This window comes from Emticicia soli (assembly GCF_037860775.1).
Lineage (GTDB): Bacteria > Bacteroidota > Bacteroidia > Cytophagales > Spirosomataceae > Emticicia > Emticicia soli.
In genome coordinates, this window is record NZ_JBBEWC010000009.1 from 141,209 (window position 1) to 157,117 (window position 15,909).

The 15,909-nt window shown below is 38.0% G+C and carries 7 protein-coding genes; 6 read left to right on the forward strand and 1 reads right to left on the reverse strand.

Going from position 1 to position 15,909, the window contains the following annotated elements; genetic code table 11:
* Nucleotides 1-63 precede the first annotated feature (63 nt).
* A complete protein-coding gene (locus WAE64_RS15950) occupies nt 64-582 on the reverse strand; it encodes an META domain-containing protein (RefSeq protein ID WP_340238164.1) in 519 nt (172 codons plus the stop codon).
* Between the two features lie 362 nt (nt 583-944).
* On the opposite strand from WAE64_RS15950, the gene WAE64_RS15955 reads away from it, so the two are divergent.
* The 6 genes from WAE64_RS15955 to WAE64_RS15980 all read left to right on the forward strand — a co-directional run bounded on the left by WAE64_RS15955 (nt 945) and on the right by WAE64_RS15980 (nt 15,855).
* Entirely contained in the window at nt 945-3,338 is a 2,394-nt protein-coding gene (locus WAE64_RS15955) for an ABC transporter permease (RefSeq protein ID WP_340238169.1), read from the forward strand.
* A gap of 69 nt (nt 3,339-3,407) precedes the next feature.
* Nucleotides 3,408-5,804, forward strand: a complete 2,397-nt coding sequence (locus WAE64_RS15960) for an ABC transporter permease (protein WP_340238173.1) — start codon at nt 3,408-3,410, stop codon at nt 5,802-5,804.
* Nucleotides 5,805-5,908: 104 nt separating this feature from the next.
* Nucleotides 5,909-8,338 (forward strand): ABC transporter permease, encoded by a 2,430-nt coding sequence (locus tag WAE64_RS15965; protein ID WP_340238177.1) that lies wholly within the window; start codon nt 5,909-5,911, stop codon nt 8,336-8,338.
* Nucleotides 8,339-8,412: 74 nt separating this feature from the next.
* Nucleotides 8,413-10,824 (forward strand): ABC transporter permease, encoded by a 2,412-nt coding sequence (locus tag WAE64_RS15970; protein ID WP_340238183.1) that lies wholly within the window; start codon nt 8,413-8,415, stop codon nt 10,822-10,824.
* A 74-nt stretch (nt 10,825-10,898) separates the two neighbouring features.
* Complete coding sequence (locus WAE64_RS15975) at nt 10,899-13,319, forward strand: ABC transporter permease (protein WP_340238188.1); 2,421 nt, start codon at nt 10,899-10,901, stop codon at nt 13,317-13,319.
* A 145-nt stretch (nt 13,320-13,464) separates the two neighbouring features.
* On the forward strand, nt 13,465-15,855 hold the full coding sequence (locus WAE64_RS15980; RefSeq protein WP_340238194.1) for an ABC transporter permease: 2,391 nt from the start codon (nt 13,465-13,467) through the stop codon (nt 15,853-15,855).
* Nucleotides 15,856-15,909 lie beyond the last annotated feature (54 nt).

Sequence of the window (15,909 nt, forward strand, 5' to 3'; positions counted from 1 at the left end):
TAAAACCAATAAAAAAGGCAATAGACAATATCTCTACTGCCTTTTTTATTGACAAGCCTAAGCCTATCTTTTCTTAAAAGTCAAAACCTCACTTACCGGATTACCCACAAATAATTTTACTTGTTTCTCTTCAAAAACAATCTTGGTAGCCTTACCCAGGTTCTTATAGAATTCATCTTCTGCATTCATCGCCTCAATAGGGCCAGCCATTTCGGTAGTGATTAATTCAGTGTTTTTAATAGTGCCATCAGCTTTGTTGTAGGTATAAACAGCACCATACATATTTACATAACTGTATCCACCTAGATGAATAGTAGTAGAGTTATCAGGTGCTGTTTTTATATCCATTCCAAGTTTTTCAGAGCCGGCAATTTTACTGTTCTGATACCCCGCAAAGTAATACTCCGTTGGCTTTGTGTTGGTATTTGGGTCTTTGCTTGAAACAGGTGCGTTCGGATTATCTACATCTTTTGAGCTAGCATTAGCAGGTAGATCATCTGCATTGGCCGACATATCATCTGCATTTTTTTCGCAAGCCATCATAATAGTCATGAAACTCAATAATAGCATTAGTTTTTTCATATAAAATCAGAATTAAGGTAATACTACTAAGATACGCTTGTATGAAAAATGGTTGGAATCCAGATAAAAATTTTGATGCTAAAATATTAGTAATCAGATTGTCAGATAAATTTCATTGTATTTTTGGTTTATCTCAATTTCTAAGAGTTTTATCTCTTTTAGTAGTACACAATGCCTGTAAAAAGCACTGACTATAAGAAACCGAATAACACAAAAATCTTGTCCGTCAACGTACGAAACCCGTCCGAAATCGGACAGTTTTTTTTAAGTGTTTTGTGTTAATTTATTGATTATTAGTGGTTTGTGTTTTTGGCATGGCTTTGGTTAATTATAATATAGAATTATGAAATTATGAAAAAGCTATGTTAAAAAACTATTTAAAAATAGCAATAAGGAATCTGCAACGAAATAAGGTATATGCCTTAATCAATGTCATGGGGCTGGCGTTGAGCATGAGTTGCGGAATCCTTATTTTTGCTTTAGTGAAGCACCACCTGAGTTTTGATAACTTCCACCAAAACTCTGATCGTATTTATCGCATCGTTACCGAACAACACCGCGATAACATCAGCTATTCTTTTAGTGTGCCTGCACCCTTAGGCAAAGCCTTTAGAAACGATTATACTTTTGGCGAAAAAGTAGCCCGTATCTGCACATTCGACGATTTATTGATTAGCGTAAAACAAGGCAACGAAATCAAGAAGTTCAAAGAGGCAGAAGGTGTAGCGTTTACTGAACCAGAATTCTTCGATATTTTTAATTATCCATTATTACAAGGAGATAAAAAAACAGTATTAGCTGAACCTAATACTGCAATTCTTACAGAGAAAGCTGCTAAAAAATATTTTGGTAACGAAAACCCTATCAACAAAACATTTAAACTTGATAACCGTATTGAGTTGAAGGTTACAGGTATTTTAAAAGACCTGCCTGGTAATACCGACCGTAAAACAGATATATATGCTTCGTACCCTACCTTGAAGACTTTTAATGAATGGTTGGGTAGCGACGATTCGTGGGGTGGTATTGCCAGTGCAATGCAGTGTTTTGTGCTGCTACGCCCGGGTATATCGCCGGCGCAAGTAGAAAATGTAATGCCTGCCTACGTAAAAAAATATCGTCCAACGTCTAAAAATGTTCATCATTACAAGCTCCAGCCTATCAACCAAATGCATTTCGATGGGCGCTACAATGGCCCTATGGATAAGAAAAATCTTTGGGTATTGTCTTTCATAGGTTTATTCCTGATTGTTACGGCTTGTGTTAATTTCATTAATCTGGCAACTGCGCAGGCACTAAAACGCTCGAAAGAAGTGGGCGTAAGAAAAGTATTGGGTAGTTTAAGAACACAGCTTTTCTGGCAGTTTATCGCTGAAACAGGTATGATAACCGTTTTAGGAGCCACACTTGCTATGCTTCTGGCCTTTTTAGGATTACCTTTTGTAAACACATGGTTTAGCACTCAGGTAAGCATTAATTTATTGAACGACTGGCAGTTGACTGCTTTTATTGCCGCACTAACTGTACTGGTTACGTTTCTTTCGGGTTCTTATCCGGGCCTTATTCTTGCCGGATTCCAGCCTGTTCTCGCGCTTAAAGGAAAACTATCTCAACAAAATATAGGTGGTTTTAACACACGACGCACCCTTATCGTTACGCAATTTGCTATTTCACAAGTGCTTATTATCGGAATGATAGTTATTGCAAATCAGATGAAATATGCGCAAAAATCAGACTTAGGTTTTAATAAAGATGCCACCATTTTAGTACCTATTGCTTCAGAAACTAATCTGAGCAGCATAAAGACGCTAAAAAGCAAAATTGCGGGTATCAATGGTGTAGAAAAAGTATCGACATTTTATGGCGCTCCGGCAGATAAAGCCAGTTGGAACAATTCACCAAGATATAATAATAATCCGGAAGAAGAAGTTTTCAGGGTAAGTGTAAAATCAGCCGATGAAGATTATCTGTCTACTTTTGGATTAGAATTAGTAACCGGAAGAAATGTGTTCCCGTCTGATACCATGAGAGAGTGTCTGGTGAATGAAACATTTGTAAAAAAGCTTAATCTGAAATCTCCCGACGAAGTGATAGGTAAGCCACTTACACTCAATGCAGGTAAATTCAAAGGTACAATTGTAGGGGTAGTAAAAGATTTCCACGACCAATCGTTTCATGAAGATATTACACCAATTTGTATCACTACATTGGCAGAAAATTATTCTTACTATGGCGTAAAAATAAATATGGCTAATGCCAAAAGAACGCTTGATGCCATAGAAAAAACGTGGTCGCAACAACACCCAGACCAGATATACGAATACAAGTTTCTGGATGCCAGCATTGCAGAGTTTTATGAAACAGAAAACATCATGCTGAAACTCATTCAGACCTTTTCGGGTATTGCAATATTTATTGGCTGTTTAGGCTTATATGGGCTGGTTTCGTTTATGGTATCACAAAAAACCAAAGAAATCGGTATCAGAAAAGTGTTAGGTGGCAGCATTGCCAACATTATCTGGATTTTCGGAAAAGAGTTTTCTCGTCTTATTGTACTTGCCTTCATTTTTGCCGCGCCGCTTGGCTGGTGGGTAATGAATAGCTGGCTGCAAGATTTTAAATTTCATATCAATATTAAAGTTGAAGTATTTATCTTAGCTATTGTCTCAACGTTTGTTGTTGCCACTCTTACGGTAGGGTATCAGGTAGTAAAAGCGGCGTTGATGAATCCGATAAAATCATTGAAATCTGAATAGCAGAGGACATAGGGCTAAGGGCAGAGTTTTGCCCATTACCCTTAGCCCCCTGCCCTAAGCCTTATAAACATGCTACAAAACTATTTCAAAATCGCATTCAGAAATCTTGTAAAAAACAAGGTTTACTCTTTCATCAATATCGGTGGATTAGCCGTAGGTTTTACGGTATTCTGTCTGATTGCATTATATGTAGCCGATGAACTAAGTTTTGATAATTTTCATGACAAGGGAGATAATATTGTAAGATTGGTGCATCATGCCGAATGGGAGGGAGGCGAAGCCCACCATGCTGTTACCTCAGCAGCCTTTGCACCAGCACTTAAAGCAGAATTTCCAGAAGTAAAAGAGGCCGTCAGAATATTACCAGAAGGCGGCGGTGTTATCAGTTTTCAAGATAAAACCGTAAAAGCTGGTAATATTCTTTTCACCGATAAAAATATATTTGATGTATTCACTTTTCCGTTCGTAGCAGGTAATCCTAAAACTGCCCTCTCAGAGCCAAATACAATTGTTATTACAGAAACATTGGCCAATAAGATATTTGGAAATGCCAAAAATGCATTAAATCAGACTATTGTGTTTGATAAAACAGTAGCCAATAAGGTTACAGGCGTAATGCAGGATATTCCGAGCAATTCACATTTACAATTTGAGGGCTTACGTTCTTTACCTGCCAATTTTACGGCGGGTTGGCAAGACTCTAACCTATATACCTATTTGCTATTAGGCGATGGCGTTGATAAAAATAAGTTAGAAGCAAAATTTCCGGCTTTTGCACAAAAAACCATTTTGAAAGAGATGCCAGTAGTGTCTTACAAAATGGAATTACAGCCTATACGTGATATTCATTTGCATTCTAATCTGCAATTCGAAATAAGCGCCAATAGTTCTATCAATCGCGTTTATCTGTTTGTGGCATTAGCAGGTTTGATTTTGCTTATTGCTATCATAAACTATATGAATCTGGCAACAGCCAGAGCAGGTTTACGTACCCGTGAGGTAGGTGTGCGCAAAGCTATTGGTTCTACCCAAACCGATTTAATGGGCTTATTTATTGTTGAAGCCCTTACACTCAGTATTATTGCTTCGGTTGTTTCAGCATTTTTAATAAGTGCTCTGTTGCCATTTTTCAATCAATTAGCTGACAAATCTTTAGAAATCAACAGATTTGGTAGTGGTTTTTCAATAGCCATTTTTGCTCTGTTTAGTTTGGTTGTTGGCTTCCTTAGTGGCTCTTACCCTGCGTTTTTCATTTCCCGATTCAAAATTGTTTTAGCATTAAAAGGGCTGTCAGGGAATTTGAATCAAAGCATTATTTTCCGAAAATCATTAGTAGTGTTCCAGTTTGTAGCAACCATAGTTTTGATTGCCGGCGCCTGGATTATTTATCAGCAATTACAGTTTTCAGAGAACACTGACCTTGGTTTTAACAGAAAACAAGTAGTAACGATACATATTGACGATAGAAACCTACGCTCGAAAGTAGCTGCTTTAAGAGAGCAATTAATGAAAAATCCGTTGATAGAAAATGTGGCAACTGCCGGTAACCCGATTGGTAACAATAATCTCGGACAAATGCCTTATTTCTTCGAGAAAACAGATGAGTCTATTTCTACTAATTCTACAGTAGTACAAGAACTAATGGTAAATGCCTCGTTTGTACCAACGATGGATATTAAAATGAAGCAGGGCGAAAATTTCTCGGAAAATAAGCTTAGCGATGTTACCGAGGCCGCACTTATCAATGAAACCTTAGCCAAACAGCTAGGATATTCGAATCCGATAGGTAAAAGAGTTCAGGTAAAAAATTATAATGGAGAAACGATAGGTGAACGAAAAATAATAGGCGTTTTTAAAGATTTTCATACATACTCGCTACAACATAAAGTAGCACCTGTGGTACTTATTATGCCACCACAAGCAAGCCAGGAAGATAATTTGTATGTAAAAATCAATACGTCGAAAACCGAAGAAGCATTAGCTTACGTTGAAAAAACGTATCGCCAGTTTGATAAAATAAATCCTATTGAAATCACTTTTTTGAATCAGAATTTTGCCCGTCAATACGAGGCAGAGAAAAAACAAGGCGTTCTTTCATTAAACTTTGCTATCATTTCTGTTTTATTGGCTTGTCTTGGTTTGTTTGGTTTGGCTGCCTTTACTGCCCAACAAAGAGTAAAAGAAATAGGTGTAAGAAAAGTTTTAGGTGCGAGTGTAACTTCTATATTCCTTTTGTTGAATAAAGATTTTATGAAATTGGTAGTAATAGCCGCAGTAGTAGCTATTCCGTTAGCCATATTTTTGATGAATAGCTGGCTGCAAAACTTTGCCTATAAAGTCGAAATTCATTGGTGGGTATTTATTGGCTCGGCTTTTATTTCTTTACTCATTGCATTATTAACAGTAAGCTATCAGGCTATAAGAGCTGCGTTGGTGAATCCGGTTAAATCATTGAAGTCAGAGTAATACCACCGCTCCCAAAGGGGTGGTGGTTACGCCTAATTGAAGTAGAGGGGGAGTAAGAAAAGAATTATCTAACTTAAAAAAGTCCCCCTTTAGGGGCTAGGGGTATGCTACAGAACTATTTCAAAATCGCATTTAGAAACCTTGTTCGTAACAAGATATATAGCTTTATCAACATTGTTGGTTTGGCAATGGGTGTAACCGCTTTTTTATTCATTCTTGAATACATCAGTCTCGAAAAAAGCGTAAATAATTTCCATAAAAACTTATCAGACACCTATCGTTTGTTAAATGAAGATATACGTGGTAATTCATGGGCTGAAATCGAACCAGGCTGGGCATTAAAAGCCAAAGAAACTTTTCCGGAAATCAAAGATTTCTGTCGTTTTGAACAAGGAATTACCAAAGGTGTAGTCAGAAAATCAAGTGTAAACAGTGAACCATTCCGTGAGGCAAACATTGGTTTTGCCGAAAGAAATTTTTTTGATTTTTTCAGTTTCCCTTTAGTGGCAGGCAATACTAAGGCTTTAGAAAAACCAAATACTGTTTTTTTGTCTGAAACCACAGCAAAGAAATATTTTGGCACCGAAAACCCCATCGGACAGTTACTCACGCTAGATAATCAGTTTGGTACAGCAAGCTATACCATAGAGGGTATTTTTGCCGATATGCTCGATAATTCGGATATCAGATATGATATGGTGTTTTCATTAGAAACACTGAAAAACCCTGCTAATCTAAATGGTAATAACTGGGCTACGCTTACAAACCTTGATTCGCAATATATCAATACCTTTTTTCTGCTTAATAAAGGGGTAGACCCAAAGGCATTTGAGAAGAAATTATCAGATATGCGAGCTAAACTAGGGAACGAAAAAGATGGTGTACGTTTTCGCTTACAACCCTTTGCCAATATGCATCTGGCAGCATCGCTGAGTGATACCTATCAGACAACCGGTAATCTGAAATACGTCTATATGTTAGGAGGTATAGCCTTTCTTATAATTCTGATTGCTTGGTTCAATTACATTAATCTCTCAACGGCTAATTCTTTAAAAAGAGCAAATGAAGTAGGTGTAAGAAAAGTAATTGGCGCTACTCAGTGGCATTTGATTGGCCAGTTTTTGGGTGAAGCTATCTTGGTAAATATGTTAGGTTTTATCTTGTCTGCATTTTTTGTTTATGCCTTTCAACCGTTTTTTAACGACCTGATTGGTAAAGAACTTTCATTTAAAACCATACAGTTTTCGTCTGTTTCTATGGTAGGTTTGGGCTTGTTGTTATTGGGGTCTATTCTTTCGGGTGCTTTAACTGCTTTAGTGTTGTCAAACTTTAATCCTATCGAAACGCTGAAAGGTAAATTAGGTAAGCAATCAAAAGGTATATTTTTACGTAAAGCATTGGTGGTGTCGCAGTTTAGTATTTCTATTATGCTTATTCTAGGTACAGTCTTAATTTATCGCCAGTTGCACTTCATGCAAAATAAAGATTTGGGCATCAATACACATCAGTTATTGGTTGTAAAAGGCCCGGAAGTAAGCAAAGATAGTACTTATGGTGCACGTAAGACGGCTTTTGTTGATGGACTATCGCAACAAAGTTTTGTGAAAGATTACTGTGCGTCAGGCAGTGTTCCAAGCGGGTGGTATAATTTTATGACCTCTGGTTTTACACAGCCAAAGTCTAAACCCGGCGATGAACTCAAAACGTATTCTTTTGCCATTATTGGTGAGCGATTCTTGAATACCTACGAAATAAAATTAAAAGCAGGCAGGAATTTTACTGCTGCCGAGTGTAATGTTGACTGGAATGATAACAGCAAAATATTACTTAATGAAAGAGCAGTACAATCATTAGGTTTTGCTTCGGCCGAAGAAGCAGTTAATAAACGTATACAGTGGGACGAGCGGCCTTTAGAAATTATAGGAGTTGTGAAAAACTACCATCACAGAGGTGTGCAGACAGCCATTGATCCTATTATTTTTTATCCGCAAAATTCATCGGCTTATTACACAGTTAGAGTAACACCTGACAAAATACAAGATAAAATTGCAAGCCTTGAAAAGCTGTATAAAACCAATTTTCCGGGGAATCCGTATGAGTATTTCTTTGTCGATGAGAATTTTAATAAACAGTACGCTACCGAGCAACAATATAGTAAAATATTCACTACGTCATCAATCTGGGCTATTGTAATTGCTTGTTTGGGGCTCTTCGGATTAGCCACTTTTACTACCGAGAGCCGTACAAAAGAGGTTGGTATCAGAAAAGTACTTGGAGCTGGTGTATTGGGTATTACGGCATTACTAAGCAAAGATTTTCTGAAACTAGTAATCATATCTATACTCATTGCCAGCCCGATTGCCTATTATCTGATGCACAAATGGCTTGAAAATTTTGAATATAAAGTAGAAATATCGTGGTGGATTTTTATTGCTTCCGGTTTAGGGGCAATGCTGGTAGCCGTAGTAACAGTCGGGTATCAGGCTATAAGAGCAGCATTAGTGAATCCGGTGAAATCATTAAAAACAGAATAGCAGAGACTAAAGGGCAGTGGCATAGATTTTATTTCAACCCTTAGCTCTTTCCTCTCTGCCTTAAGCACAAAATTATGATACTTAACTATTTCAAAATCGCATTCAGAAATCTTGGTAAGAACAAGGTTTATTCATTCATCAATATTGGTGGGCTGGCTGTTGGTATGTCGGTAGCTATGTTGATTGGGCTATGGATTTTTGATGAAATAAACGCTAATAAGTACCATAAGAATTATGAGAAAATAGGGCAGATACGCTCTATTTCTACCGAGCCAACTACCGGCGTTAGCGAAGGTAGCCCGCACATGCAGATTCCTATGAGTACCGCATTGAAAGCAAATTATAAGCATTTATTCAATAAGGTGCTTACTTCATGGGCAGTGAGTGATTATACTTTAAAGCTGGGAGAAAAAAAACTCAACCGAAGAGGCCATTTTGTTGAGCCTGGTATTCTTGAAATGCTTTCTCTGAAAATGATAAAAGGCTCTTACGATGGTTTGAAAGACCTTCACTCGATTGTTTTATCAAAATCTACTGCCGAAGCTATGTTTGGCAGTGCTGACCCAATTAATCAAAGCCTGAAAATCGATAATAAAATTGATGTAACAGTAACGGGAATTTACGAAGACTTACCTAAAAACTCACGCTTTGGTGAGGTAGAGTTTTTTACGCCGTGGGACTTATTTGTGGCATCGAATGAATGGGTGAAAGGAAATGTGAATAATTGGGATAATACTTCTTTTGGTATTTATGTAGAACTACAACCAAATGTTAGGCTTGAGACAGCACAGGCCGGACTAAAAGATTTTTTTGCCAAAAATGCACCCAGAGACTATTATAAACTGTTGGAGAGCTATAAGCCGGAAATATTTGTTTTTCCGATGAAACAATGGCATTTATATTCTGATTTTACCGATGGTCGACCAGCAGGCGGGCGCATTACGTTTGTGTGGCTATTTGGTATTATTGGCATTTTTGTGCTCTTACTGGCTTCAATCAATTTTATGAATTTAAGTACTGCCCGTTCAGAGAAACGTGCCAAAGAAGTAGGTATCCGCAAAGCTATCGGTTCGGTTCGTAGCCAGTTGATTAGTCAGTTTTTCAGCGAATCGTTCTTAGTTGTATTAGTATCGTTTGTTTTATCGTGCCTGCTTATATTCTTATCATTACGTGGGTTTAATGAATTGGCAGATAAAGATATTGCCTTGCCATTTACCAATCTGTATTTCTGGTTAGCAAGTGCTGCTTTTATCGCTCTAACGGGTGTGCTTACGGGTCTTTATCCTGCTTTATATTTATCTTCTTTTCAGCCTATTAAGGTACTTAAAGGTACTTTTAAAACAGGTCGTTTTGCAGAAACTCCCCGCAAGGTATTGGTAGTTTTTCAGTTCACTATTTCGGTGGTAATGATTATAGGAACCATTGTAGTTTACCAACAAATTCAGCACGCCAAAAATCGCCCGGTTGGGTATAGCCAAGAGGGCTTAGTAACTATTAGTTTAAATGATCCAAATTATGAGGGTAAATATGATTTGTTCAAAAGCGAATTATTAAATTCAGGTGTAGTATCAGAAGTAGCACTTTCTAACAGTACTTTAACTTCGATTTCTAACAGGTCGAGTGGCTTTATCTGGAAAGGTAAATCACCAGAAACACCTTCGGGTTTTAATAAATTCAGGGTAACGGCCGATTTTGGCAAAATGCTAGATTGGAAAATAATAGCCGGCCGTGACTTTTCGAGTGATTATAAAACTGATTCAGCAGGCGTAATTTTGAATGAAGCTGCTGCCAAATACATAGGCTTGAAAAATCCTATAGGGGAATATATCAAAACCGAAGACGGAAAATTTGTCTGGCAGATTATAGGCGTAACCAAGGATATGATTATTCAGTCACCCTACGATGATATTAATGGTTCATTTTACTTTTTAGATTTTAGCAAGAGCTCAAGACAAATGACTATGCGCATTAAACCAACTGTGAGCCCGACTGAAGCCTTGCCAAAGATAGAAGCTGTATTCCATAAACTTGTGCCCTCAGCATCTTTTGACTATAAATTTGTAGATGAAGACTATAATAAAAAATTCGCTCAAGAGCAGCATATTGGTAGATTATCTACAGTATTTGCTATTCTGGCTATTTTCATTTCTTGTCTCGGGCTTTTTGGATTAGCCTCTTTTGTAGCCGAACAACGCACCAAAGAAATCGGTATCCGCAAAGTACTCGGTGCCAGTGTAAGCAATCTATGGCAAATGCTCTCTAAAGACTTTGTAGTACTCGTTATAATCTCTTGTGTTATAGCAGCACCAATAGCCTATTATTTCATGAACAACTGGTTGCAGAAATATACCTATCATACCGAACTTTCGTGGTGGATATTTGCTGCATCAGCCTTAGGCGCATTATCGCTCACATTATTAACGGTAAGTTATCAGGCTGTGAAAGCAGCATTAGTGAATCCGGTTAAATCATTAAAAACAGAATAGCAGATAGTAAAGGGCAGTTGCATAGATTTTATTTCAGCCCGTAGCTCTTTCCCCTCTGCCCTAAGCACAAAATTATGATACTTAACTATTTCAAAATCGCATTCAGAAATCTTGGTAAGAACAAGGTTTATTCATTCATCAATATTGGTGGACTTGCCGTGGGTATGTCGGTAGCGATATTGATTGGCCTCTGGATTTACGACGAACTGGCTTACAATAAATATCATAAGAACTATGAATCTATTGCACAAGTGCGCACTGAAAGTACAGACCCCAACACAGGAATTACCAGAAACGGCCCTGCCTTACAGTTTCCGCTTGGTACAGCTCTTAAAAATAATTATAAGCATTATTTTAGACACGTATTGATGGCTTTTTGGGTAGGCGACTACACACTTTCGGCAGATAATAACAAGTTCCCGAAAAGAGGTGAGTTTATTGAAGGTGAAGTGATAGATATGCTTTCGCTTAAAATGTTAAAAGGTTCAGCAGAATCGTTAAAAGACCCGCATTCTATCATTTTGTCTGCATCTACGGCTAAGGCTATTTTTGGCGATGAGAACCCTGTGAACAAAAACCTGAAAATCGACAACCGCATGGATGTAGTGGTTACAGGAGTATTTGAGGATATGCCCAAAAATAATCGTTTCAGCGAAATACAGTTTTTTTCGCCGTGGGCTTTGTGGGTATCATCAAACGACTGGGTGAAACAATGCGAAAACGAGTGGAACAATAGCTCGTTTAATGTTTTTGTACAACTGCAACCCAACGTATCAATTGAGCAGGCGAGCACAGCTCTAAAGGGTTTTTATGATAAAAACACACCTAAACAAATAGCCGACGATTGGAGAAAATATAGCCCGGCAATATTCTTGTATCCGATGGAACAATGGCGGTTATACTCCGATTTTAAAGACGGTAAAGTATCAGGCGGCCGCATTACTTTCGTATGGCTGTTTGGTATAGTAGGTATTTTTGTATTGCTATTGGCATGTATCAATTTTATGAATTTGAGCACTGCCCGTTCAGAAAAACGTGCCAAAGAAGTAGGTATCCGCAAAGCCATTGGCTCTGTCAGAATACAATTGGTTCAACAGTTTCTGAGCGAGTCTTTTCTGGTTGTTTTATTTGCCTTTGCACTAGCTCTTGGTTTTGTGATAGTAGCCTTGCCTTGGTTTAATAATCTGGCCGACAAAGGTATGTCGATACCATTTACTGATGCGCTTTTCTGGTTAATCAGTATCGGCTTTATCATCTTTACTGCTTCTGTGGCGGGTACGTATCCTGCATTCTATTTATCATCATTTCAGCCTGTAAAAGTACTGAAAGGTACTTTCAAATTAGGTCGATTCTCCTCATTGCCTCGCAAGGTGTTGGTGGTTGTGCAGTTTACGGTTTCAGTCGTGTTGATAGTTGGTACTATTGTGGTTTATCAGCAAATTAACCATGCACGTAACAGACCCGTGGGCTATAACAGAGAAGGGCTGATTAAAGTAGCACTCAATGACCCTAATTATGAGGGTAAGCAAGATGTAATAAAAGCAAAATTGCTTAATACAGGCATGGTTGAAAATATGGCACTTTCTTCAAGCCCACTGACCGAAATATGGAGTAATGCCGGAGGTTTTACCTGGAAAGGCAAAGACCCTGAATTAGCATCTGATTTTGGCGTTATTAACGTAACTCATGATTTTGGTAAACTAATAGACTGGAAAATAAAAGAAGGACGTGATTTCTCGAGAATATATGCTACAGATTCGAGCGCTATTATTATCAACGAAACAGCAGCCAAGTACTTAGGCTTAAAGAATCCTGTGGGCGAATTTATTACTAATGAAGATGACGACGGCAAAAAAAGCTGGCAGATTATTGGTGTGGTAAAAGATTTAGTGATGGAGTCGCCGTATGACCCTGTGAAACGTTCTTTCTATTTTCTGGACCCGAAATACAACGATGTGAGCCAGATGATTATTAAAATAAAACCTAGTGCTAGTGCCAGCGAAGCCTTGCCTAAAATAGAGGCAGTTTTTAAAGAAATAGTACCATCAGCCTTATTTGATTATAAATTTATCGATGCCGAATACGGTTTTAAATTCAGTCAGGAAGAACACATAGGTAAATTAGCTACTTTCTTTGCTTTGCTTGCCATCCTTATCTCTTGTCTTGGTCTTTTTGGATTGGCTTCTTTTGTAGCCGAGCAACGTACCAAAGAAATAGGTATCCGCAAAGTGTTGGGTGCTAGTATAAGCAGCTTATGGGGTATGTTGTCTAAAGACTTTGTGATATTGGTAATTATCTCTTGTATGCTTGCTGCACCGATAGCTTATTATTTTATGAACCAATGGCTTGTAAAGTATAATTATCATACCGAAATATCGTGGTGGATTTTTGTAGTAACTGGTGCTGGTGCTTTAGGTATTACTTTACTGACAGTAAGCTACCAAGCCATAAAAGCAGCATTGATGAATCCGATAAAGAGTTTAAAATCCGAATAAAGCCCCCAGCCGCAGCGGCGGACCGTCCCTAAAGGGGTGTTGCTTACGCCAGATTGAAGATCTGGAGTTGCACTACTTAAAGGGAGATTTGGGGAATAGAATATATAAACTTTTAAAAAGTCCCCCTTTAGGGGCTAGGGGTCTTATGATACGTAATTACTTGAAAATCGCCTGGAGAAATCTTGCTAAGAGCAAGGTTTACTCGTTTATTAATGTTTTTGGTCTTGCCGTTGGCATGGCCGTTGCTATGTTGATTGGCCTCTGGATAAATGACGAGATGTCGGCCAATAAGCACCATGCCAATTATAATAGTATTTACCAGATCAAAATGCACCAGACTTTTGATGGGCGCCGTGGAACACAAGATGCAATACCTTTTCCGATGGGAGATGAGTTAAGAGCTAAGTTTCCCGACTTTAAAGCTACTGTTATGTGTGACTGGGGGGGCAATCGCTCTTTAGTAACAGGCAATCAGAAGTTTCTTAAATATGGGCATTTCATTGGTGAAGATGCCATTGATATGTTTTCGTTGAAAGTACTCAATGGAGATAAGAATCCCTTAAAAGAACCTTATTCTATTGTATTAACTGACGAAACAGCTAAAACAATTTTTGGAGATAAAAACCCTGTTGGCCAGATATTAAGAGTTGATAACACAGTAGATTTAAAAGTAACAGGGGTAGTACAAAAACAACCTAAAAATGCCAATCTGCAATTTGACTACCTGATACCTTGGCAATTGCAGGAAAAAATATATGACTGGATAGCCAAATTTCATAAAACCAACTGGGGTAATAACTCATGGCAGGCTTTTGTGCAATTAAAAGATGGTGTTGACCCTGAAAAAACTAACGCCAGAATCAAAAATGTGGTATTAGACCACTTTAAAGAAAACCAGTTGATGCAAAAGAGCATTAAGCCGGAAGTATTTGTACATCCGATGGCTAAATGGCGTTTATATTCTGATTTCACAGAAGGTAAAAATACCGGAGGGTTCATTAAGTATGTAAGGCTATTTGGTATATTTGGTATTTTCGTTTTAGTAATTGCGTGTATTAATTTTATGAACCTGAGCACTGCTCGTTCTGAAAAACGTGCCAAAGAAGTTGGGGTTCGTAAAGCGGTAGGTTCGGCACGTCAACAGTTAATCAGTCAGTTTTTAAGTGAGTCAATACTCATTGCTTTTATATCTCTGGCTGTAGCATTTTTACTTGTAGCTATTTCGTTGCCTTATTTTAATAAACTCACTGAAAAACAGATGGTAATTGAGTTTACTAATCCTGTATTCTGGTTGATTATGATAGGCTTTACACTTATTACAGGCCTATTGGCCGGCAGCTATCCTGCACTTTATTTATCTTCGTTCAATCCGGTTAAAATTCTTAAAGGCGGCGTACATGTAGGCAAAAATGCTTCTTTACCACGTAAAATACTGGTAGTAGTGCAATTTACGTTCTCAATTGTATTAATGATAGGTACTGTTATTATCTATCAACAAATACAATATGCTAAAAATCGTCCGATTGGATTCGATAACAAAGCTCTGATTTCGGTAGGAAGCTCGGGCGATCTGATGAGAAATTATGATGCCTTGAAAAATGAACTGATTGCTACGGGTATGGTATCATCGATTTGTAAATCAAATTCGCCTCCTACACAAATCTGGAGTAACAATAGTGGTTGGGAGTGGAAAGGCTCAACTCCTGACGATAAATCGGCGCTATTTAACACGATTGCTACCAACTACGATTACATTAAAACCATAGGTATTAAATTAAAAGAAGGTAGAGATTTTTCAAAAGAATATTCGACCGACTCAGTAGGCGTGATTTTGAATGAAGCGGCTGTAAAACGCATGGGATTAAAAAATCCGGTAGGCGAAATAGTAAAATGGAATGAGCAGGAGCGAAGAGTAGTTGGTGTAATACCTGATGTTCTGATGGACTCGCCTTACAGAGATGTTGCGCCACTTACCATTGTATTCGAGAAAGACTGGACAAACTTTCTTAATGTCAGATTTACCCCTACTGCATCGTCGTCTGAAGCTATTAAAGCCATTAAACCAATATTCGATAAATATAATCCTGGTTATCCGTTCGATTACAAATTTGCAGATGTTGAGTATGCCAGCAAGTTTAATTATGAAGAACTCATAGGTAATCTGGTTGCTATTATTTCAGGGTTAGCCATTTTTATTTCATGTTTAGGTTTGTTTGGTTTAGCGTCATTTATGGCCGAACAACGTAAAAAAGAGATAGGGGTCAGAAAAGTACTCGGTGCTAGTGTGGCCAATCTATGGGGATTGCTTTCAAAAGACTTTTTAATTCTTATTATTATCTCATGTGCCATAGCATCGCCAATTGCGTGGTATGCCATGACCGAATGGCTCAGCGATTATAAATATAAGATAAGTATTGGTGTAGGTGTATTCTTGCTAGTGCTTGTAATGTCTATGCTCATTACATTGCTCACAGTAAGTTATCAGGCTATTAAAGCCGCATTGGCTAATCCGGTTAAATCATTAAAAACTGAATAGCAGAGAGAATGGGGCATAGGGCAGAGGTTTTGCCCTATGCGCTTACCTCTTTGC